This is a genomic window from Streptomyces sp. NPDC051243 (genome assembly GCF_044455405.1).
Taxonomy (GTDB): Bacteria; Actinomycetota; Actinomycetes; order Streptomycetales; family Streptomycetaceae; genus Streptomyces.
On the sequence record NZ_JBITES010000005.1, the window covers coordinates 31,264 to 51,963 of the forward strand.

Consider the following 20,700-nt stretch of genomic DNA (forward strand, 5'->3'; position numbering starts at 1 on the left):
TCGGGTTGCGCTGTCGGCCGCCGCGGTGGGCGCGGCCGTGCGCTGGCGCCTCCATCCCGCGGTGACGCGGTGGTTGCCCGGCCCACACAGGCCCCGCCGGGATCGGTCGCAAGCGAAGTGGCGTAACACCCCATGGTTCGCCGCGGTTTCGCTTGTTTCCCTGGTGATCGGGAGTGCCGGGATACGACGAGAGGTGGCGAGAATTCGCATGGCAGCGTGCAAGCGCGCCCTGGGCACGACCGCGAGCGCGATGGTGTTGCTGGGCTGGGGATGGGCGGCACCGGCCCAGGCCGATGGCGGCGCGGAAGGGGTGGAGCGCATCGCCGAGCGGATCGAGCGGGTCGCCCCGGACGCCGGCCAGGACCTCCTCAGGGCCCGTACGGAGACGCACCAGGGGCTGGCGGCGCGCGGCGACGACCTGAACATCGACCTGCCCGACAGCAGTCAGGGCACCCTGGTGCTCGCGAGGCCCGGGGCCGCGGGCGCGCCGCTGGCCCTCGGCATGCCCCAGGGGGCGGTGCGGCGTCCCGCGCAGGTCGCCGACGACGGCACCGTCGTCTATCCCGACGCGCTGCCGCACACCGACCTGGCCGTGCAGCCGATGGAGCGCAGTGCGCGAGTGCAGACGGTGCTCAAGAGCGCCGGGGCGCCCGAGGAGTTCGTCTTCCCGGTGGACGTGCCGGACGGCGGTCGGCTCGCCCGGGGCGAAGACGGCAGCATCGCCGTGCTGGACGCCCGCGGCACGCCGGTCGGCGGGATCGGGGCGCCGTGGGCCAGGGACGCCGACGGCCGGGCGGTGCCCACCGAGTACCGCATCGAGGGCCACAGCCTGATCCAGACCGTACGGCACCAGGGTGCCGCTCGCCCCGTGGTCGCCGACCCATGGCTGGGCATGGACCTGATCCTGGGCGCCAAGTGGGTCTGGGTGCACGCCGTCGCCAAGTGGACGCTGCAGATCACGCCCACCAACTGGATGCGGGCACAGCCCTCCGACTACTTCGTCGCCCGGGCCGGCTGGGACGAGTTGCTGGCGAAGTACCAGCAGCCTCTCGGGATCCACCGCAACCACGGCGGCCTGTTCGACCAGTTCCTCTGCCACCACCAGTTCGCCGCCTTCGCGGGCAACACCTGGAACATCGAGGACTGGCGGCCCGACATCAGTTACCCAGGCACCGTCCTCGCACAGTGCAACCCGGAGTAGTCCACTCTTGCGCCCGGCTGAGCTCCGGCTGCGCATCGGCGAGCTCTCAGACGGCCGGCGCCGCCGCGTCGACGTCGCACGGCTGGTGTCCGAGCCCGCCGATCTGACAGCCAGGGTCGGCTTGGGATGACGGCCGGCCCGCGTGAGCCCTGTCTCACCCTGACGGCGCCCCTTGGCTATGCAACGAGTTGCATAGCAGGATCGAGGCATGGCGCTCGAGCACGCGATCCTCGTCTCCCTGCTGGAGAAGCCCGGCTCCGGCTATGAGCTGGCCCGGCGCTTCGAACGGTCCATCGGATACTTCTGGACCGCCACGCACCAGCAGATCTACCGCGTTCTCAAGCGCATGGAGAGCGATGGCCTGCTCGCCGTGCGCGCGTTGCCGCAGCAGAGTCGGCCGGACAAGAAGGAGTACTCCGTCGTAGGCCCCGGCCGCGCCGCCCTCTCCCGGTGGCTGCACGAACCGATCGAACCCGAGAGCATCCGCCACGAGCTTGCCGTGAAGATCCGCGGCGCGGCCTTCGACGACCCGTCCGTGCTGATCCGTGAGGTCGAACGGCACCGCCAGGTGCACGGCGACCGGCTCGCGCACTATCTCGCCGGGGAACTGCGCGACTTCACCGGCCCGGCGGCCCCCACCCCGCTCGACGCCGGTCAGGAACTGCAGCACGTCGTGCTGCGCGGTGGCATCGCATTCGAGCGGATGACGATCGCCTGGCTCGACGACGTCCTGGCCACCCTTCGCCGGCTCGGCACGCCGCACCCGGAGAGCTGAACTGCCGGCCCGCGCCGCCCGGCTCCGCGACCTTCGTTCCCGCACCACCTTTACCCTCAACCCTCGGAAGGCGGACCTCCATGGCCGACCCGCTCCTCTTCAACCCGCGCACATACGACCCGGCGCAGTTCGACCCCGAGACCCGCAGGTTGCTGCGGGCCACCGTCGACTGGTTCGAGGACCGCGGCAAGCGCAGGCTCATCGAGGACTACCGCTCCCGCGCCTGGCTGGCCGACTTCCTCACGTTCGCCGCCAAGGAAGGGCTGTTCGCCACCTTCCTCACGCCGACGGCCGCCGCCGGCCGCGAGGACCAGCGCTGGGACACGGCCCGGATCGCCGCCCTCAACGAGATCTTCGGGTTCTACGGTCTCGACTACTGGTACGCATGGCAGGTGACCATCCTCGGTCTCGGCCCGGTCTGGCAGAGTGACAACACCGCGGCTCGCACCCGCGCGGCGGAACTCCTCGCACAGGGCGAGGTGTTCGCCTTCGGCCTCTCCGAGAAGACCCACGGCGCCGACATCTACTCCACCGACATGCTGCTGACGCCGGACGGCAACGGCGGCTTCAGGGCGACGGGTTCCAAGTACTACATCGGCAACGGCAACGCCGCAGGGCTCGTCTCGGTCTTCGGCCGACGCACGGACATCGAGGGCCCGGACGGCTACGTCTTCTTCGCCGCCGACAGCCGCCACCCGGCCTATCACCTCGTGAAGAACGTCGTCGACTCCTCGAAGTACGTCAGCGAGTTCCGCCTAGAGGACTACCCGGTGGGCCCGGACGACGTCCTGCACACGGGCCGGGCCGCCTTCGACGCCGCCCTCAACACCGTCAACGTCGGCAAGTTCAACCTCTGTACCGCCTCGATCGGCATCTGCGAGCACGCGATGTACGAGGCGGTCACCCACGCCCACAACCGCATCCTGTACGGCCGCCCCGTCACCGCCTTCCCGCACGTGCGCCGCGAGCTGGCCGACGCGTACGTCCGCCTCGTCGGCATGAAGCTGTTCAGCGACCGCGCCGTCGACTACTTCCGCTCAGCCTCGCCGGACGACCGCCGCTACCTGCTCTTCAACCCGATGACGAAGATGAAGGTGACCACGGAGGGCGAGAAGGTCATCGACCTTATGTGGGACGTGATCGCCGCCAAGGGCTTCGAGAAGGACACCTACTTCGCCCAGGCCGCCGTCGAGATCCGCAGCCTGCCCAAGCTCGAGGGCACGGTCCACGTCAACCTCGCGCTGATCCTCAAGTTCATGCGCAACCACCTCCTGAACCCGGCCGAGTTCGCGCCGGTGCCGACCCGCCTCGACGCGGCCGACGACACGTTCCTCTTCGAGCAGGGACCGGCCCGCGGCCTCGGCGCCGTGCGCTTCCACGACTGGCGCCCCGCCTACGACGCATACGCCGGCGTGCCGAACGTCGCCCGCTTCCGGGAGCAGGCCGACGCCCTGTGCGAGTTCGTCGCCACCGCCGCCCCCGACGAGGAGCAGAGCCGCGACCTCGATCTGCTACTCGCCGTCGGCCAGCTGTTCGCGCTGGTGGTGCACGGTCAGCTGATCCTGGAGCAGGCCCGCCTGACGGACCTCGCCGAGGACGTGCTCGACGAGCTGTTCTCCGTCCTCGTCCGCGACTTCTCCGCCTTCGCCGTCGAGCTGTACGGCAAGGACTCCGCCACTGCGGACCAGCAGCGCTGGGCCCTCGGTGCGGTCCGGCGTCCCGTCATCGACGAGGCGCGTTCGCAGCGCGTCTGGGAGCGTGTCGAGGCACTGTCCGGGGCGTACGAGATGGCGCCGTGACAGCGCCGTGACAGTGCTGCCAGGGGCCCGTCGGCATATGACGGTCATGGTCCCTGGGAGCAGCGACGCCCATGCCATCGGCCTGCGAGCGACCTGCCGCGCGCAGACCGATGGCAGGTGGCGCGGACTCCGCCGCGTACCCGCCGGGTCAACCCCTGCCCGGCAGCGATCCGGTGTGAGGTCCCGCAGGCTGCTCGGCCTCGTACGGCGGGGGCTGGTGCTCGGGGCGGGGGGCGAAGTAGTCGGCATCCTTCGGCCGTGGGGCGCCCGAGCGCGGACGCGGTGCCGGCTCGAGATGGGGGATGTGCTTGGAGCAGTGCACATACGCCTCCTCCACCGTGATGTGCACCCAGAATTCGGGCCTGCGTCCTGGTGCGGTGTCCACCGGCAGGTGCGGGTAGGCCCTTCGCTGCTCCTCGTCCCGGTGGAGCCGGGCCGCACCATTGACGTGCAGGCCTATGTGGTCATGGGTGAAGTCGACGAAGAGCAGGCCGATGTGCGGGTTCTCGGTGATGTTTCCCGCACTGGCGAGGACCCCGTTCCCACGGTATTCGGGGTAGGTGAGGGTGCCGTCGTCCAGCACGGTGACGAATCCCGGGGGACCGGCACGGAAAGTGACGTCACAGGCGCCGCCGGCGTCCGACGTGGACAGGAACGCCATGGTCTGCCGCCCGATGAAGTCCGCCATCTGCGGGGTCAGCCGGGTCTGCACCTGGCGGTCGTAGAAGGTGGCTGCCTGGTCGGCCGTGCCGAGCAGGTGTTGCAGGCGGCGCTCGCCGACGGAGCCGATGGACGCGTGGGGGTGGTTCACGTGACGCGCTGCCTTCCTGTGGCCTTCAGTGGGGCGTGGGGAGCGACGGCACTCTAACGCTGGTTGGAGCACGGTGTCGTGGCCGGTACCGGTGAGTACGGCGGTGTCCGCGCTCGTCATAGAGTTGTGCCCTTCTCCCGCTGGCTCGTGGACCCGGATATTCCTCGGCGTCGACATGAGAATTCCCGCGAATGAATCCACGGGGATCCGCCAGAGCAATGGAGACATGACTTCCGGCTGCTCCCCTCCTGGCTATAGCCGCTCTTTATACCCCCATTCACCGTGATCCTCTACCAGGGTCATACGGAGTGCTCTACGGTGCGGACGGAGCCACGCGCGCGGTATTTCCGTGGACAGCGGACAGCCGCGTCCTTTCGTATTTCAAGGAGAGATTTCCGTGTCCCAAGACGCTGACCATGTGCACAGGGCCGCACAAGTGGCGGAGCCCGGCGCTGCGGTACGGGTCGTCCCGGTGCGGGAGAGGGCTCCAGACATCGGTGAGGTGCGTATCGACGTGGAGGCGACCGGGATCTGCGGTGCCGACATCGGTACCGTCCGCAACCCCGCTCCGGTGACCGGTTTTCCCATCACTCCGGGTCACGAGGTCGCCGGTGTGATCGCGGAGCTGGGCCCTCGGGTGCGGGGATGGGACGTGGGGGAGCGGGTGACCGTCGGCTGGTTCGGCGGCAGCTGCGCGCACTGCTCCGCCTGTCGGGTCGGCGATGTCGTGCACTGCCCGGAGCGGAAGATCCCGGGCATGTCGTACGCCGGTGGCTGGTCGAGCACCATCACGGTTCCCGCCGCCACTCTCTCCCGGATCCCCGAGGGCCTGACGGCCGCGGAGGCCGCGCCCTTCGGCTGCGCCGGCGTCACCACCTTCAACGCCCTGCGGCACTCCGGTGCCGGGCCGGGCGACCTCGTCGCGGTCCTCGGGATCGGCGGTCTGGGCCACCTGGCGGTGCAGTTCGCAGCCGCCATGGGGTTCGAGACGGTGGCGATCGGACGGGGCGAGGAGAAGCGGAAGCTCGCCGAGGAACTGGGCGCACGGCACTACATCGACACCGAGCGGCAGGAACCCGGCGCGGCGCTGCGGCAGTTGGGCCGGGCGCGGCTGATCCTGTCCACGGCCTCCAGCAGCAAGCCGCTCGCGGAACTGGTGGACGGGCTCGCCCCGCGCGGCAGACTCACCGTCGTCGGCTTCGACGGGTCTCCCCTGCAACTGCCCCTGGCCAGGCTCGTCATGGCGGCGCGCAGCGTCACCGGTCATCTGACCGGCAGCCCCGCCGACACCGAACAGGCCATGCGCTTCGCGGTCGCCACCGGTGTCCGCCCCCGGGTGCAGACCGTCCCGCTGGAGCAGGCACAGCAGGCGCTCGACACCCAGCAAGAGGGCAGGGCCCGCTTCCGGATGGTCCTCACCACCAGCGCGTGACGGCCGTACCACGGACGCGCAACGGCCGTTGAAGGGGAGAGAACATGGTTCAGCGTGACGGCCACGACGTCGTCGTGGTCGGTGCCGGGATCGCCGGCCTTGCCGCGACCGCCGCCCTGGTAGGCGCCGGCCGCGACATCGTGTGCCTGGAGGCCGGCGGGCGCGTCGGCGGGCGTCTGCTCAGCACGGCCGGCCCGCCGGGGACCCTCGACCTGGGGGCCACCTGGTACTGGGAGGGGGGGGGAGCGGCGCGTCGCGGATCTCGCCGCGCGGCTCGGCATCGACACCTTCGAGCAGCATCTCGCGGGGGACACACTCGTACAGGACGCCACCGGCCTACGACGGCTGCACGGCAACCTGCTCGACGCCCCCGCCCGCCGCTTCGCACCGGGGGCCGACACCCTCGCCCGCGCCCTCGCGGCCGAACTGCCCGCCGACGCCGTACGCCTGGACAGTCCCGTCAGCGCCATTCATCCCCGCGTCACCGGCGGCCTCGAAGTCCGTACGCCGAGCTCGGTGCTGCACGCCGAGCACGTCGTCGTGGCCGTACCTCCCGCGCTGGCCCTCGCGCGCATCGGCTTCGGGTCACACCTGTCCCCGGAGCTGGTCCGCCTCGGACGACCCCGGTGTGGATGGGGGCGGTCGCCAAGGTCGTCGCCCGCTACCCTGCCGCCTTCTGGCGGGAGGCGGGGCTCGCCGGGGCGGCGGTCAGCAGAACCGGTCCGCTGGGGGAGGTGCGCGACATGTCGGGTCCCGGCGGGCGGCCCGCCGCGCCGCCCGCTGTGCGACATCCGGCCGACTACTCCCTGTTCGGCCGCCCCCTCTACCGACGGCCCGCGCTGGACGGCAGGATGCACTGGGCCTCGACCGAGACGGCCGCCGCATACGCCGGACACATCGAGGGCGCCCTCGCCGCCGCCGAACGGGCGGTGACGGCGTCCCTGACCACAGAAGTGACCCCACAGGTGACCCCACAGGTGACCCCACAAGTGACCACAGAAGTGACCGCGGAAGAGGCGAACTCATGCTCCCGATAGACGCGTTGCTGCACGAGTACGACCGCGCCCGCGCGTACACCGACGACTTGTGGCGGGACCTCACCCCCGACGAGGTGACCTGGCGCCCGCACGAGAACTCCAGCGCCATCGGCTGGCACCTGGGCCACCAGGCCCATGTCGCCCACTTCATGATCCGCAACCTCACCGCGGCCGAGCCCAGCCCGGATCCGGAGCTGGACGCCCTGATGGACTCGGCGAACCCGGAGAAGTTCCGCGGCACGCTGCCCACGGTCAAGCGGCTCACCGAGTTCCGTGAGACCGTCGCGGAGCGCGTCCACGCCCGCATCGGCGACATCGCCGCCGGCCGGGTCGGTGCCCCGACTCAACTCGCCATCGTGGCCGCCCACTTGCTCACCGCGCTCATCAACCATGAGTACCAGCACGACCAGTGGATCGGCGAGGTCCGCGCGGGCGACCTCGGACACGCGCTCCCGTCCGATCCCGACAGTGAGTACGTACGCCGTATCGACGGCTATCTCGTCGTGGACGTCCTGCGGCCAGGGGGAGAGGTTTGCCGGTGACAAGCGACGCCACCGTGGAGCCGACAGCCGGTACATCCCCGCGGCCCGAGGCACAGCGCCGTGTTCTCGCCGTCCTGGTCAGCAGCCAGATCCTGAGCGGGGCCGGGCTCGCGGCCGGCATCACCGTCGGGGCCCTGCTCGCGCAGGACATGCTCGGCTCCACCGACCTGGCGGGCCTGCCCAGCGCCCTGTTCACGGCCGGATCGGCCCTCGCGGCCGTCGGTGTGGGCCGTATCTCCCAGGCCAGAGGCCGCCGACCGGGTCTGGCCGCGGGATATCTGACCGGTGCCGTCGGCAGCGCGGGCGTCATCGTCGCCGCCGTCGCCGACAACCCCGTGCTGCTCTTCATCGCCCTGTTCGTCTACGGCGCCGGTACGGCCACCAACCTCCAGGCCCGGTACGCCGGAGCCGACCTCGCCGCCCCCGCACACCGTGCCCGGGCCGTCTCGACCGTCCTGGTCGCCACCACCCTCGGCGGTGTCGTCGGCCCCAACCTCGCCGCACCCACCGGCGACCTCGCCGACAGCCTCGGCATCCCCGCCCTTGCCGGACCCTTCCTGCTCTCCGGTACGGCCTACGCCCTGGCCGCCCTCGTCCTCGCCGTCCGGCTGCGCCCCGACCCCCTGCTGCTCGCCCGCAGCCTCGACCTCCGGCAACCGACGGAGACCACCACGGCGAAGACTCGCGGGCCGGGGCTGATACCGGGCGCGCTGACGATGATCCTCACTCAGCTGGTCATGGTCGCGATCATGACGATGACTCCCGTGCACATGCACGACCACGGGCACGGCACCGCCGCCTCCGGCCTCGTCATCGCCATCCACGTCGGCGCCATGTACCTGCCCTCACCACTGACCGGCTGGCTCGTGGACCGATACGGCCCGTCCGTCGTCGCCGTCGCCTCCGGACTCACCCTCCTCGCCGCCGGCATCACCGCCGCCGCGGCGCCCGCGTACTCCGTCGCCCTGCTGGCCCTGGCGCTCGCCCTGCTGGGGCTGGGCTGGAACCTCGGCCTGGTCTCCGGCACCGCGATGATCACCGACGCCGTGCCGCTGGCCACCCGTGCCAAGACCCAGGGCCTGGTCGACGTCTCCATCGCCATCGCGGGCGCCACCGGGGGCCTGAGCTCCGGTCTCGTCGTCTCCGCCGCGGGCTACCCGGTCCTCGCGCTCACCGGCGGCGTCCTCGCCCTCGCCGTCCTGCCCGCCGTGGCCGCCACCGCGAGCAGCCGGTGAGCCGGCCCGCACCGCTCGCCGTAGCGGCGGCTGTGCGCGGGCGACGTGCGCGGTCACTGGTCGGTCACGAGTAACCGGTAGCCGACATCAACGGTGTCGAGCGTGAGCAGCTCGGCATGGCGCGTGTGCCAGCGGCCGGTCCTCAAGTCGTCCGCGAGCCGGCTCAGCCCCGGTGCGAGGGTGTCGTCGCCGGTCTGGGCCAGCATGGAGATTCCCGCGCGTACCTGCGGGTCGAGGTAGGCGTGTGGGCGGCGCCAGTACGCGGCGCCGAAGCCGTCGACGCAGTCGTGGGGGATGCGGACGGGTTCCTGGCGGCCGCCGCCCAGCAGGTCGATCAGCCGGTCAACGGGGATGCAGCGGGTGTCGTCGAACGCGGCTGCCTCCGGGAGGTAGTCGCGAACCAGCCAGAACCGCTCGCGGAAGACGTTCTGGTCCCAGGTCAGGATCACGATGCGGCGGCGGGCAACCCTGCGCAGTTCCCTGATTCCGGCCGACAGGTCGGCCCAGTGGTGGACGGTCAGCAGGGCCATGGCGGCGTCGGCGGCGTCGTCGCGCAGCGGCAGGCGCTCCGCGACGGCCCGCACCGCTCGCGCCGCTCCCGCCGGACGCTGGGTGATCATGACCTGACTGGGTTCCACCGCGAGGACCGTCTGCGGCGGCTCATAGGAACCGGTGCCCGCTCCGACGTTGACCACGTCTGTGGCGTCTGCGAGCGCGGCGTGGATCTGCGCGGCGATCCGCGGATCGGGGCGGCGGGTCTGGGCGTACGTCGCACCGAGCGTGTCATAGACGGCCATGGCGGCAAGTATGCGAGTCGGGCGTGGTCAGGACCTGCCTTGTCGGTGACTGCCCTGATCGCAGCCACCGTCACGCCCGGGTTCCCGGGTCGGCCGCCGCATCGTCCGGGGGCGTGTCCGCGTCGGCCGGTGTCGGGGCGGGCTGGTGGATGGCGTCGGGCAGCGCCTGTTCGGCCCAGATCACCTTGCCCTGCGGGGTGTAGCGGGTGCCCCAGCGCTCGGCCATCTGCGACACCAGGAACAGGCCCCGGCCTCCCTCGTCCGTCGTCGCGGCGTACCGCAGATGCGGTGAGGTGCTGCTGGCGTCGGCCACCTCGCAGATCAGCGTGCGGTCGCGGATCAGCCGCACATGGATCGGCCCGGCGCCGTAGCGGATGGCGTTGGTGATCAGCTCGCTCAGGATGAGTTCCATGGTGAAGCCGAACTCCGACAGGCCCCACGCTTCGAGCCTTTGCGACACGGCGTCGCGCATACCGGCGACGGCGGCCGGGTCCCGGGGCACGTCCCAGTCGGCGATCCGGTCGGGCGGCAGTTCCCGGGTGCGGGCGACGAGCAGGGCGACGTCGTCCTTGGGACGTCCGGGGAGCAGGCTGTCCAGCACCGCCTGGCAGGTCTCCTCGGGCGGGCGGCCGGGGTGGCCCGCGAGCGCGTCGCGCAGCAGTTCCATTCCCACGTCCAGGTCGCGCGTGCGGTCCTCGATGAGGCCGTCCGTGTACAGCACGAGCTGGCTTCCCTCCGCGAGGCACAGCTCCGCGGTCTGGAACGGCATGCCACCCAGGCCCAGGGGCGGGCCGGCCGGCACGTCCGGGAAGGTGACGGTTCCGTCGGGCTGGACCAGCGCGGGCGCCAGATGCCCCGCCCGAGCCATGACGTAGCGGCGCGTCACGGGGTCGTAGATCCCGTACAGGCAGGTGGCGCCCACGACACCCGCCGCGCTCTCCGCCGCCTCGTTCTGGTCGATGCCGCCGACCAGGTCGTCCAGGTGGCTCAGCAGCTCGTCGGGCGGCAGATCGAGGGTGGAGAAGTTGTGCACCGCGGTGCGCAGCCGTCCCATCGTGGCGGCGGCGTGCAGACCGTGGCCGACCACGTCGCCGACGGCCAGCGCCACCCGGCTCCCCGGCAGGGGAATCACGTCGAACCAGTCGCCGCCCACACCCGACTGGGCGGGGAGGTAGCGGTAGGCGATGTCGAGGGCGTTCTGCTCGGGCATGGCCTGCGGCAGCAGACTGCGCTGGAGGGTGACCGCCAGGGTGTGCTCGCGGGTGTAGCGGCGGGCATTGTCGATGCTGGTCGCCGCCCTGGCCACCAGCTCCTCCGCCAGCGACAGGTCCTCCTCGTCGAAGGGCTCGTGCTGCCCCGCACGCCAGAAGTTGGCCATGCCCAGCACGACGCCACGGGCCTGGATGGGGGCGGTGATCAGGGAATGGATGCCGTAGTCGATGATCGCCTTGGCGCGCTCCGGGTCCTGTACGCGCCAGTCCATGGCGGTCGGCAGATCGCTCACCAGCTGGGAGCGGCCGCTGCCGTAACCGCGCGCCTGGGGCGTGGCGGGAAGGTAGTCGAACAGCCGGCCCTGTTCGGAGAGCGGATGGTCGTCCCGGATGCCGGACACGGCCGCGCGGCGCATGTCCGTCGCCGTGGGGGCCGGTTCCTCGCCGTGCAGGACCGCGTCGGCCAGGTCCACGGTGACGAAGTCCGCGAAGCGGGGAATGGGAACCCGCGCCAGATCGTCGGCGGTGCGCAGCACGTCCAGGGTGGTGCCGATGCGCAGTCCGGCGTCGTACAGCAGCCTGAGCCGCTCCCGTGCCACCTCCGCCCTTCCGGTGACCGCCTGCAGTTCGGTGGAGTCGCGCAGCGTCACCACCGTTCCCTTGGGGCCGCCCTCACGATCCGTGGGCCGTTGGTTGACCGCGAGCAGCCGCTCTCCCGCGAGGTGCACCTCGTCGGTGGCCTCGCGCCCCGAGCTGAGCAGGGCCCTCGTGTCGGGATCGAGGCCCGGCAGTTCCGAGACGAGCCGCCCCTCGACGTCCGGGGGCAGCTCCAGCAGTCGTCTGGCCTCGTCGTTGGCCAGCATCAGCCGCCCGTCGGCGGCCACGATCAACACGCCTTCCCGGACGGAGTGGAGCACCGTGTCGTGGTGCTCGTACATCAGGGTCATCTCGTCGGGCGCCAGGCTGTGTGTCTGCCGTCGCAGCCGCCTGCCCACCAGCGCCGTCACGCCGGTGGACAGCACGAGCGCCGCGGCCCCGGCGCCCAGGATGATCGGCAGTTGCCGGGCCAGCTGACTCTCGACGCTCTTGACCTTCATCCCGGCCGAGACGAGGGCCACCACCTCGCCGCCGGGGTTCTCGATCGGGACGGTGGCCTGCACCTCGCGACCGAGCGGGCCGTTGACGTGCTCCACGTACACCTTTCCCGCCAGCGACGGCCCGATCTCGCCCACGAACCGTTTGCCGATCCGGTCCGGCAAGGGGTGCGTGTACCGGATGCCCTCGGTGTCCATGACCACGATGAAGTCGACGCCGGCGGCCCGGCGTGCCGCCTCGGTGAGCGGCTGGAGAACCTTGCTCGGATCCGGGGTTTGCAGCGCCTCCAGGACGCCTGGTGAGTGCGCGAAGGTCTGTGCCACGGCCGTGGAGCGGCGCCTGGCCTCGGCGCTGGTGTCCCGCTCCGACTGCAGGATGAGGGCGAAGACGCCGCAGATGACGAGCAGCACCACCAGAGCCACCTGGAAAACCAACACCTGCCCGGCCACGCTCCGCGTGCTCCTGCTGATCAGGCGCTTAACCGATAGGTGTCGAAAACGGGCGAAACGGCTCGCCATGCGACCTTTCTAGCATCGGTGATCCCGAGTGGCCAGGGCTCGCGCGACCCTTGTTCGACCGGCCTCGGGTGTCTGTGCGGTCCTGCGTCGCATGGGCTCGGCTTCCGCGGACATGGTCGTCCGCCGTGAATTCTCACCTCCGCCGCATGATCCTTCCGCGCTGAATGCCCGATTGGGTCGATATGATGCTTTTTGTGATCATGTCTGCACGGCTGTGGCGCCGTCGCCCCGCCTACCGCGGCCGATGGGACGCTGCCCGGCTGTCACCCGTGGTCCTGACCGTCCTCATCGCCGCTCTGGCGTTCTCCACGCCCAGGGAGATAGCCGTCAGCCGCCTGCTGCCGGCCGCACCCGCCCTTGCCGCCGCGATGTGGCCCGTGCTCCCCACGATCCTGCTGGGGGCGTTCTGCCTGCTGACCATGATCGTCCTCAGCTTCTTCCACACCGATCTCGGGACGCAGTACACGTCGGCCGCGATCATCGCGGTCACCCTGGCGGCCGCGTACGGAAGCCATGTCCGACTCCAGCGCGAGGACATGCTCTTCCATGTCCGGCTCGTCGCGGACGCGGCCCAGAAGGTGCTGCTGCGCCCACTGCCGCGCCGCATCGAGGACGTCGAGATCGAGTCGCTGTATCTGGCGGCCCAGGAACAGGCCCGGATCGGCGGCGACTTCTACGAGGCGATCGGCACACCGCACGGGGTCCGGCTGCTCATAGGCGACGTACGGGGCAAGGGCCTGTCCGCGGTGGGAGCGGCGTCGGCGGTGATCAGCTGCTTCAGGGAGGCCGCGTACGACGAGCCCGACCTGCAGGGCATCATCCACCGCCTGGAGACCACCGTCACACGCCACAGCGCCGCGTTCCCCGTCCAGGACCAGCCCGAGCACTTCGCCACCGCTCTCCTCGCCGAGATCCCGCACGGCGGCGGCCATATGCGACTACTCAACTGCGGGCATCCGCCGCCGCTGATCGCGCACTGCGGACAGATCCGGGTCCTGGAGCCCGCCATCCCCTCCCCGCCCCTCAACCTCGCCGCGCTCATCGGTGACCGCTACTGGGTCGACATCGTCGCCCTGGCCCCCGGCGACCAGCTACTGCTGTACACGGACGGCGTATCGGAGACCCGGGACCACAAGGGCCAGTTCTTCCCGCTGCCGGACTGGATGCGGCGGCAGGGCATGCGCCAGCCCCGCGAGCTGCTCGACCAACTGCACCGGGATCTGCTCCAGCACAGCGGCGGACGGCTCGACGACGACATCGCGGCCCTCGCGCTGAGGTGCTCCAAGGCGCAGGGCCGGGAAGCCGCCGACGTGGAGGGCTGAGTGGTCGTGTCGGCGTGCCGGGCCACGGCCGTCAGCGTTTCCGGTCGTGGGCGGTGCCGGCCGTACTGCCGCGGGTGCCGGCCGTGGCGGCGAACTCGTGCGAGGGGACTACCGGGTCAACGGGGCCTGGCCCCTCGTGCCGCGCCCGCCACCGCCCCCGCCGCGACCGTGGCGACGGCCAGCCGGCGCATCATCGTGCGGCTCCGTCCGCCCCACCCGCCGTGAGTGGCCCCCGGCCCGGGAGTCGGCACGTGCAGGTTTCCGTGACCGGCCGGAGCGGGCTCCTTGCGGGACAGATGGGTCCTGTCCACCTGCCGCGCCATCATCCGCTCCGTCATGCCGGGCGCCACCTTGGACTCCAGCACCAGGGAGCGCCCCATCGGCCCGACCACGACTTCCCGCCGGGGCACCCGCACCAAGTCCACGATGGCCCGGGCGACGCGCTCGGGGCTGTAGACCGGGGGCATAGCCTTCGGCTTGCGACCGGTGTAGTTCGCGGCGTGCTCGAACAGGGGTGTATCGATCGTGGCGGGCAGCACCGTGCACACGTGAATGCCGTTCGCCTCCTCCAGCCGCAGCTCCTGCCGCAGGCTGGCGCCGAGGGCCCGGACGGCGTACTTGGACATGCCGTAGGCATGGGTGTACGGCTGACTCACCACGCCGGCGACGGACGAGACGTTCACCAGCGTGCCGCGAGCCTGCTCCCGCATCACCCGCAGGGCGGCGCGGCAACCGTGGACGTACCCCATGACGTTGACGTCCAGGACCTTGCGGACGTCTTCCAGAGGAGTCTCCTCGAAGGGGCCGAACGCGGTCACGGCCGCCGCGTTGACCCATACGTCGATACGCCCGAACCGCTCCACCGCTCGACGGGCGAGCTCCTCGACCGCGCCGGCGTCCGTGACATCGGTCGGCACGACGAGCGCCCGGGCGCCGCGGTGGCCCTCGCATTTCTGCCTGACCGCCTCCAGTGCCTCCGGCCGTCGAGCGGCGAGGACGACGGAGCATCCCTTGCGCGCGAAGGCGACGGCGGTGGCCCGTCCTATGCCGCTGGAGGCTCCGGTGATCACGACCACGGAATCACGCACACGCATATCGGTTTCTCCTCGACAGGCGCCTGGCATCGATGCCCCGCGAGTACCCCGTCGCCCCGTCGGTCACGCAGTGTGCGCCGCCGCGGCGAGCGGCTTCGCCTTTCCCTCGCCGCTCATCTGAGGGAAGGGTGCATCAAACGCGCGAGGCGGAGCTTATCCGGTCGGGAGCGGGGAACTCAGAGCACACCACAAGCCGTTCCATCCGCCCAGGGCCGGAGTCCGATCCTCCCCTGCCGGCAGGCGCTCGGATCCTAGGAGTGACCGTGACCATCCGCATCGGAGTGGAGGAGGAGTTCCATGTCCTGGAGGCGGAGAGCGGGCTGCTCGTGCCGCGCGCCGGCGCGGTGCTGCGACGGCTTCCCCGGAAGACCTTCACCACCGAACTGCATCAGTGCACGGTGGAGTCCAACAGCGCGGTACACACGTCCCTGTACGACCTGCACGCCGACCTCACCGACATGAGGCGGCGGCTCGAGAGGGCCGCCTCCTCGCTGGGGCTGGCCGTGGTGGCCGCGGGTACGGCTCCGCTGGCCCCCGGGGCCTCGGCGAGCCCCACGGCCGAGGCGCGTTACCGCCACATGGCGGAGGAGTACCGCAAGGTCGCCGACGAGCAGCTCATCTGCGGCGCCCAGGTCCATGTGGACGTGCCCGACCGCGACACCGCCGTACGGGCCATGTGCGAGGTCTCACCCTGGCTGCCCGTACTGCTGGCCGTCTCCGCCAGTTCACCGTTCTGGCAGGGTGCCGACACGGGGTACGCGAGCTGGCGCACTCTGCTGTGGCAGCGCTGGCCCACCGCGGGTCCCGTCGGCTGCTTCTCGAGCGCCGCCGAGTACGACGCGGCGGTGGACGACTTCGTGCAGGCCGGGATCATCAGCGACCCCGGGATGATCTACTACGACGTCCGCCCCTCGGCCCATCTGCCGACGCTGGAGCTGCGCACCTGCGACGCCTGCCCACGCGCGGAGACCGTCGTGCTGATCGCCGGGCTGTTCCGCGCCCTGGTGACCGAGGCCCGTGCACGGCTGCGCGCGCGCCGTGCTCCCGGGTGCGGGGGCAGGCACGAGTGGCTGCGCGGCGCGTCATGGCGTGCCGCCCGGTCGGGGCTCGAAGGCATGCTGGTGGACCCCGAGACCCACCAGGAGGCTCCGGCGCACGAGGTCGTACGGAAGCTGCTCGTCCGGCTGCGGCCCGCGCTGGAGGCACACGGAGACTGGCACCTCGTCCGCGAGCTGACCGAAGCGGCCCTCGCGGACGGAAGCGCCGCTCAGCGCATGCGCCGTGCGGCCCGACAGGAGGGTCTGCCGGCCTGTGTCGACATGCTGATCGCCGAGACCCGCGGCGAACGCGGACAGCGCGGGTCCGTGACCGCGGACCGCACACCGACCCGGGCCGTCGTCCTCGGCGGCTCCCATTCCGCCACTTCCTCCGCCTCCTCTGTGTCCTCCGCTGCCCCTGGCGCCCCGGATGCCGTCGGTCGCTGACCTGCCGGTGCCCCGGAGCAGGGCACCCGCCGTGCATGTGCCCACAGTCTCTCCGCCACGTCCGGTGACGCATTGCCGTTTCCCGTGGCCGTACCGGGGAACCCAGCAGAACTGCAAGATCCGACCCTGATGGGAGGGCGGGCATGACCGGGAAGAAGAAGGACCGCGGGGACCGCTACGACCGGGCGCGCAACGGCGAGGAACCCGGGGCGCACTCGGGCGCCGAGAGGCAGGCACAGAAGCGAAAGGTGCCGGGTACGGCGAGTGCCACAGAGGGCTACCAGCCCGAACGCGGTACGACGGCGGGCAAGCCACTGGAGGGCGTCGAGGCGACAGAAGACACCGGTCACGGCCGCGAGGCACCTTGACGCACGTGCGCCACCGACGGGTGCCGTGACCTGTCGGCGGCGCACCTCCGCAGCCCCGAGGCACTGGAGCCTTCATGGAACCGCACCACGACACTCCCGGCCCTCGAACCGCCCCGGTGGCCCTGATCACCGGATCGGACTCGGGCATCGGCCGCGCCACCGCGGTACGGCTGGCGGAGGCCGGCATGGACATCGGCATCACCTGGCACCGCGATCACGAGGGGGCACTGCGGACGGCCGAGGAGGTACGGGCCACCGGGCGCCGGGCGGCGATCGAGCAACTGGACCTCACGGGGCTCCCCGAGGCCGCCGGGGTCATCGACCGGCTGGCCGATGACCTCGGGAGGGTCGACGTGCTGGTGAACAACGCCGGGACCGGCACCATGACCCCGTTCCTGGACCTGGACCTGAACACCGTCCGCCAGGTTCTCGACGTCGATCTGGTGGGGCCCTTCCTGTGCGGACAGCGCGCTGCCCACCGCATGATCGGCCAGGGAGACGGTGGCCGGATCATCAACGTCACCAGTGTCCATGAGCACCAGCCACGCGTGGGTGCGGCGCCGTACTGCGCCGCCAAGGGAGGGCTCGGACTGCTCACCCAGGTGATGGCCCTGGAACTGGCCGAGCACGGGATCACCGTCAACGCCGTCGCTCCCGGCGAGATCGCCACACCGATGACGGGCCAGACAGACACCGACGTCAGCACCGAACGGCGGCCCGGCGTGCCGGGTGGGCCGCCCGGGCGACGCCCGCGAGGTCGCGGCCGTGATCGCCTTCCTCGCCGGTCCGGACGCGTCCTATGTCACCGGTGCCTCGTGGGTGGTGGACGGGGGGATGCTGCGGATGGGACCGCAAGCCGGTTCGCACCTACGAGACGATGGCTGGCGGCGCCCCTGAAGGCGCGCGGGGCGGGGGCAGGCCGTGGCCAGGTGAGCCGGATGGCGAGGGATCAAGAGGACCGGCGGGGGCTTCAGACGGCACTCCCGAGGCCTCAGACGGCACTCCCGAGGCCTCAGAAGGCACTCCCGAGACCTCAGGAGGCCTCAGGAGGCAGGTCGCGGGTCGATCCACAACGCCTCGGAGACGGCGCACAGTTCGCCCTCGGCCGTTGCGAGCGCCACGCCCATCGTGTGCTTGCGGCCGGATTCCGACAGCAGCCAGGCGTACGAGACATGCGGCTCGCCAGCGGTGACCGGCCGCAGGATCGTTCCGGTGAGTGCGGCGGTGACCGCTCCCGGGAGCTGGGCGCCGAGGAAACGGCCCGCCCAGTGCCCCGGGCAGTCCAGCGCACCCCAGACCAGATGGGGCGGGAACAGGCCGTCCGGGTCGGCGAAAGCGTGGGACGGGATCCAGGCGGAGGCCACCAGGCCGAGACCGGGCACCGGGGTGCCGTACACCCGCAGACCGCGGTCGGCGGCGCGCAGGCCACAGCCGAAGCAGTCGACGACACCCGAGGGCGGCGCCGCCCGGAACCTCTCGGCCGCGGCGGCCGCCTCGTCCCAGGAGGGCGCGGGCGGCGCGTCGAGCGGCAACTCGGCGGGGCGCGCCGCGGCAAGGGGCCTTTCCACGTCGCCCAACTCGACGACCCCGCCCGCCGTTTCGGCGATCCGCACCGGCACCTCGACGGGCACCGGCCCACGGAAGTCCACCCGTACCGTCGGCGCCCCGGACCTCACCGCCAGCACGCCGGCGACATAGCCGCCGAAGGCCACGTTGGGGTAGCCGGAGTACAGCTCGGGCACCACGATCGCGTCACTCGTCGTCATGATCCCCACTTCACCACACCCCGGGGACCGCACGGGTGATGCCGCTGAACAAGATCGCCACGGCGTCCCCGAGGCGATACGGCGAACCATCGGGTGCGCACCGCGCTCGCAGCCGCGCGCGGCGTAGCGGTCCATGGCGGCGCGAACTACTGGTCAGGCGCAGGACACTCTGCGGAGCGCGGGTCGGCACCGCTCATGTACTCGACGCGTAGCTTCTCGCTCTCCTCCACCACGAACATGGTGCCCCTGGCTGGGCTCCAGCCCCGCGAGACCAGGAAGATCCGGTCGCCCGAGATGTGAAAGAGGCGCAGTCCGGCGTAGCGGTAGCGGAAGGCGCTTGCTCTGTCGGTGATGGTGTAGCGACAGCTGCCACGGCCGTGGATGAGCAGGTCGTCCTTGCTGAATACGGCGACGGCGGGGAATGCGGAGTCGACGGTTGCGGCGGTCAGGGCGGCACGGCCCCGGCCGACGACGCCCGCATAGGAGGACACCGCCCAGAACAATGCGAGGACGGCAACCACCAGGCAGAGGGACCACATCCGCAGATCCGGGCTGTCGCGGGTACGGGCATAGCCGGTGAGGAGGAACCCGGCGATCGTTGCGAGCGGCACCAGCAGATCGAAGAGTGCGGGGTGCAGGGGGACGAGCGGCAGCATGAGGAGCGGCGGCGCCCAGGCGTGGCGCAGCAATCGCAGCACGCGCGCCGCCCGGCCGGGGCCGCGCTGTATCCGGCGGTGTGCGGCGAGGGCGGCGAACGCGGCGGTGGCGCAGATGAGGGCGGGGAGATAGAGGGCGTCGACGCTGCGGAGCAGATAGTCGCTGGTTGAGAAGTGGAAGACCGTGTCACGCAGTCCGAGGGCCTTCGCCTCGGCATCGGTGCTGGACCAGCCGAAGTAGAAGAGCACAGCGGTGAGGAGGGAGATGAGTGATCCGATGGTCCCGATGAACTCGGTGAGCCCGGCCCGCCCGGCTGGTTCGGGCCGAGGGGCCGCACCGCTGTCGGGATCAGGGTCCGGGTCCGGGTCCGGGTGCGGGTCCGAATGCGGATGCGGGTTCGGGTCTACGTCAGGATCCGGGTTCGGGCTCGCGTCCCCACCGGGGTCCGGGCTTGGATCCGGGGCGGGGTCGGCGTCAGGAGCTGATGGGCTGCCGGCGGCAGGCGGTGCCGGGTCCGGGGCCGTCACGGCAGTGAGGAGAAGGAAGACGAAGGGGATTCCGGGGATGGCGAGTTCGGTGATGGAGAGTCCGGGTCCGGGGACGGGGCGACCGATCCTCCGTCAATGCTGATCGCACCTTGCCGGGTCATGGAGCCGCCCGTCTGGAAATGGAGGGTCAGGTCCACCAGCCCGGTTCCCTCAAAGGACTCCGGCAACTGAAACGAGACCTTCGCGCCCTCGCAGCACTGGTTACTGTGCGGCGCCAAAGTCAGTACCGTGGCGCCCTCGATCTCAAGGTCCACGTTGATGACCTCACTCGGCCACGTGCCTTCGACCGTGAAACCCCAGTACGGCGGCTCCAGCACCACTTCGGGACCCGGGTCCACGTTGGTAATGCCCAGTGGGCATGCTGTGGTGGCCTCGGAGGCCGGGAGCAAGGTGACCTTTCCCTGCGGGTGCTGTCGATGCCAGTCGACAACTTGCTTCAGCATTCGATACGCCGCCGTATCCCGGCAGCTTCCGCGGGCGAAACCGGGTCCATCCAGGGAGTCGTACTGCTGAACTGCGTCCTTCCACCTGGCGGTTTCGCCTTTCGCCGCGAGACAGGCGAAGGTGAGCCCGCGGACGAGGTTCCACGGTTTGTCCGTCTCGCCGTTCGCCTCGATGTCCGCGAGGGCGCCGGTGCACTCGAACCTGTGAAGCCGGTCGTAGATGTCCTCCGGGTCGATCCGGATATTCGTGTTGGGTGAGTCCGGGCCGGGCGGCAGCCAGGCGAAGCCCGTGTCCTTGTCCTTGCCGCCGTCCCCGCCGCCGTGGCCTGAGCCGCCGGGCCCCTCGTCATCCCGGGGATCCCAAGTGGGCCCGCCCGGGTCTTTGCCACCGCCGTCCCCCGGGCTGCCGGTCCCGTCGCCCTCCCACGGGTCCCAGCTCGACCCGCCCGAACTTCCCCCACCACTGTCACCGGCTGCGCCTTGCCCGTCGCCGCCTCCTCCGCCGCAGCCGGCCAGTGTCAAAGCCGCTAAAAGCAGCCCTGCTGTCAGCCCTCTCCAACGCCTG

Annotated in this window: 17 protein-coding genes and 3 pseudogenes; 13 read left to right on the forward strand and 7 right to left on the reverse strand. The window is 71.1% G+C overall.

The window, feature by feature from the left end:
• Positions 1 to 208: 208 nt before the first annotated feature.
• From ACIBAG_RS13970 to ACIBAG_RS13980, 3 genes are all read left to right on the forward strand, one after another.
• Positions 209 to 1,201, forward strand: a complete 993-nt coding sequence (locus tag ACIBAG_RS13970; protein WP_399104585.1) for a DUF2599 domain-containing protein — start codon at positions 209 to 211, stop codon at positions 1,199 to 1,201.
• Between the two features lie 208 nt (positions 1,202 to 1,409).
• Positions 1,410 to 1,976, forward strand: coding sequence for a PadR family transcriptional regulator (locus ACIBAG_RS13975; protein WP_399104587.1), 567 nt, complete (start codon positions 1,410 to 1,412; stop codon positions 1,974 to 1,976).
• Between the two features lie 80 nt (positions 1,977 to 2,056).
• Positions 2,057 to 3,775, forward strand: a complete 1,719-nt coding sequence (locus ACIBAG_RS13980; protein WP_399104589.1) for an acyl-CoA dehydrogenase family protein — start codon at positions 2,057 to 2,059, stop codon at positions 3,773 to 3,775.
• A gap of 148 nt (positions 3,776 to 3,923) precedes the next feature.
• On the opposite strand, the gene ACIBAG_RS13985 is transcribed toward ACIBAG_RS13980, so the two are convergent.
• On the reverse strand, positions 3,924 to 4,586 hold the full coding sequence (locus tag ACIBAG_RS13985; protein WP_399104591.1) for a pyridoxamine 5'-phosphate oxidase family protein: 663 nt from the start codon (positions 4,584 to 4,586) through the stop codon (positions 3,924 to 3,926).
• 397 nt (positions 4,587 to 4,983) lie between these two features.
• Between ACIBAG_RS13985 and ACIBAG_RS13990 the strand changes: the two genes are divergently transcribed.
• The 6 genes and pseudogenes from ACIBAG_RS13990 (at position 4,984) to ACIBAG_RS14015 (ending at position 8,832) form a co-directional block, all read left to right on the forward strand.
• Positions 4,984 to 6,018: an alcohol dehydrogenase catalytic domain-containing protein gene (locus ACIBAG_RS13990; RefSeq protein WP_399104593.1), complete on the forward strand. Its 1,035-nt coding sequence runs from the start codon at positions 4,984 to 4,986 to the stop codon at positions 6,016 to 6,018.
• A 44-nt stretch (positions 6,019 to 6,062) separates the two neighbouring features.
• A pseudogene (locus ACIBAG_RS13995) lies at positions 6,063 to 6,251 on the forward strand (NAD(P)-binding protein); the annotation flags it as partial.
• A 124-nt stretch (positions 6,252 to 6,375) separates the two neighbouring features.
• Positions 6,376 to 6,558, forward strand: a pseudogene (locus ACIBAG_RS14000) (FAD-dependent oxidoreductase); the annotation flags it as partial.
• A gap of 92 nt (positions 6,559 to 6,650) precedes the next feature.
• Positions 6,651 to 7,055 (forward strand): hypothetical protein, encoded by a 405-nt coding sequence (locus ACIBAG_RS14005; protein ID WP_399105443.1) that lies wholly within the window; start codon positions 6,651 to 6,653, stop codon positions 7,053 to 7,055.
• Positions 7,043 to 7,597: a DinB family protein gene (locus ACIBAG_RS14010; protein ID WP_399104595.1), complete on the forward strand. Its 555-nt coding sequence runs from the start codon at positions 7,043 to 7,045 to the stop codon at positions 7,595 to 7,597. Before ACIBAG_RS14005 ends, ACIBAG_RS14010 begins: the two co-directional genes overlap by 13 nt.
• Positions 7,594 to 8,832: an MFS transporter gene (locus ACIBAG_RS14015; RefSeq protein WP_399104598.1), complete on the forward strand. Its 1,239-nt coding sequence runs from the start codon at positions 7,594 to 7,596 to the stop codon at positions 8,830 to 8,832. Before ACIBAG_RS14010 ends, ACIBAG_RS14015 begins: the two co-directional genes overlap by 4 nt.
• Before the next feature lie 53 nt (positions 8,833 to 8,885).
• Here ACIBAG_RS14015 and ACIBAG_RS14020 read toward each other — a convergent pair whose 3' ends face one another.
• Both ACIBAG_RS14020 and ACIBAG_RS14025 read right to left on the reverse strand, forming a co-directional pair.
• Positions 8,886 to 9,629: a methyltransferase domain-containing protein gene (locus tag ACIBAG_RS14020; protein ID WP_399104600.1), complete on the reverse strand. Its 744-nt coding sequence runs from the start codon at positions 9,627 to 9,629 to the stop codon at positions 8,886 to 8,888.
• Between the two features lie 70 nt (positions 9,630 to 9,699).
• Entirely contained in the window at positions 9,700 to 12,453 is a 2,754-nt protein-coding gene (locus ACIBAG_RS14025) for a SpoIIE family protein phosphatase (protein WP_399104602.1), read from the reverse strand.
• A gap of 200 nt (positions 12,454 to 12,653) precedes the next feature.
• Between ACIBAG_RS14025 and ACIBAG_RS14030 the strand changes: the two genes are divergently transcribed.
• Positions 12,654 to 13,775, forward strand: coding sequence for a PP2C family protein-serine/threonine phosphatase (locus ACIBAG_RS14030; RefSeq protein WP_399104604.1), 1,122 nt, complete (start codon positions 12,654 to 12,656; stop codon positions 13,773 to 13,775).
• A gap of 116 nt (positions 13,776 to 13,891) precedes the next feature.
• On the opposite strand, the gene ACIBAG_RS14035 is transcribed toward ACIBAG_RS14030, so the two are convergent.
• On the reverse strand, positions 13,892 to 14,869 hold the full coding sequence (locus ACIBAG_RS14035; protein WP_399104605.1) for an SDR family oxidoreductase: 978 nt from the start codon (positions 14,867 to 14,869) through the stop codon (positions 13,892 to 13,894).
• 263 nt (positions 14,870 to 15,132) lie between these two features.
• Here ACIBAG_RS14035 and ACIBAG_RS14040 point away from each other — a divergent pair, with 263 nt between their 5' ends.
• The 3 genes and pseudogenes from ACIBAG_RS14040 (at position 15,133) to ACIBAG_RS14050 (ending at position 17,618) form a co-directional block, all read left to right on the forward strand.
• Positions 15,133 to 16,353, forward strand: coding sequence for a glutamate--cysteine ligase (locus ACIBAG_RS14040; RefSeq protein WP_399104606.1), 1,221 nt, complete (start codon positions 15,133 to 15,135; stop codon positions 16,351 to 16,353).
• A 143-nt stretch (positions 16,354 to 16,496) separates the two neighbouring features.
• Entirely contained in the window at positions 16,497 to 16,721 is a 225-nt protein-coding gene (locus ACIBAG_RS14045) for a hypothetical protein (protein WP_399104607.1), read from the forward strand.
• A 74-nt stretch (positions 16,722 to 16,795) separates the two neighbouring features.
• A pseudogene (locus tag ACIBAG_RS14050) lies at positions 16,796 to 17,618 on the forward strand (SDR family oxidoreductase).
• A 146-nt stretch (positions 17,619 to 17,764) separates the two neighbouring features.
• On the opposite strand, the gene ACIBAG_RS14055 reads toward ACIBAG_RS14050, so the two are convergent.
• The 3 genes from ACIBAG_RS14055 to ACIBAG_RS14065 form a co-directional block, all read right to left on the reverse strand.
• Complete coding sequence (locus tag ACIBAG_RS14055; protein ID WP_399104609.1) at positions 17,765 to 18,487, reverse strand: hypothetical protein; 723 nt, start codon at positions 18,485 to 18,487, stop codon at positions 17,765 to 17,767.
• Positions 18,488 to 18,633: 146 nt separating this feature from the next.
• Positions 18,634 to 19,671: a hypothetical protein gene (locus ACIBAG_RS14060; RefSeq protein ID WP_399104611.1), complete on the reverse strand. Its 1,038-nt coding sequence runs from the start codon at positions 19,669 to 19,671 to the stop codon at positions 18,634 to 18,636.
• Positions 19,668 to 20,657, reverse strand: a complete 990-nt coding sequence (locus ACIBAG_RS14065) for a hypothetical protein (protein WP_399104613.1) — start codon at positions 20,655 to 20,657, stop codon at positions 19,668 to 19,670. The genes ACIBAG_RS14060 and ACIBAG_RS14065 overlap by 4 nt, the downstream gene beginning before the upstream one ends.
• Between the last annotated feature and the right edge of the window lie 43 nt (positions 20,658 to 20,700).

What these genes read in the sequence shown, in the direction of transcription:
- ACIBAG_RS13970 (WP_399104585.1), top strand. Translation starts at nt 209, where the DNA reads ATGGCAGCGTGCAAGCGCGCCCTGGGCACGACCGCGAGCGCGATGGTG.
- ACIBAG_RS13975 (WP_399104587.1), top strand. Translation starts at nt 1,410, where the DNA reads ATGGCGCTCGAGCACGCGATCCTCGTCTCCCTGCTGGAGAAGCCCGGC.
- ACIBAG_RS13980 (WP_399104589.1), top strand. Translation starts at nt 2,057, where the DNA reads ATGGCCGACCCGCTCCTCTTCAACCCGCGCACATACGACCCGGCGCAG.
- ACIBAG_RS14005 (WP_399105443.1), top strand. Translation starts at nt 6,651, where the DNA reads ATGGGGGCGGTCGCCAAGGTCGTCGCCCGCTACCCTGCCGCCTTCTGG.
- ACIBAG_RS14010 (WP_399104595.1), top strand. Translation starts at nt 7,043, where the DNA reads ATGCTCCCGATAGACGCGTTGCTGCACGAGTACGACCGCGCCCGCGCG.
- ACIBAG_RS14020 (WP_399104600.1), bottom strand. Translation starts at nt 9,629, where the DNA reads ATGGCCGTCTATGACACGCTCGGTGCGACGTACGCCCAGACCCGCCGC.
- ACIBAG_RS14025 (WP_399104602.1), bottom strand. Translation starts at nt 12,453, where the DNA reads ATGGCGAGCCGTTTCGCCCGTTTTCGACACCTATCGGTTAAGCGCCTG.
- ACIBAG_RS14030 (WP_399104604.1), top strand. Translation starts at nt 12,654, where the DNA reads ATGTCTGCACGGCTGTGGCGCCGTCGCCCCGCCTACCGCGGCCGATGG.
- ACIBAG_RS14035 (WP_399104605.1), bottom strand. Translation starts at nt 14,869, where the DNA reads ATGCGTGTGCGTGATTCCGTGGTCGTGATCACCGGAGCCTCCAGCGGC.
- ACIBAG_RS14045 (WP_399104607.1), top strand. Translation starts at nt 16,497, where the DNA reads ATGACCGGGAAGAAGAAGGACCGCGGGGACCGCTACGACCGGGCGCGC.
- ACIBAG_RS14055 (WP_399104609.1), bottom strand. Translation starts at nt 18,487, where the DNA reads ATGACGACGAGTGACGCGATCGTGGTGCCCGAGCTGTACTCCGGCTAC.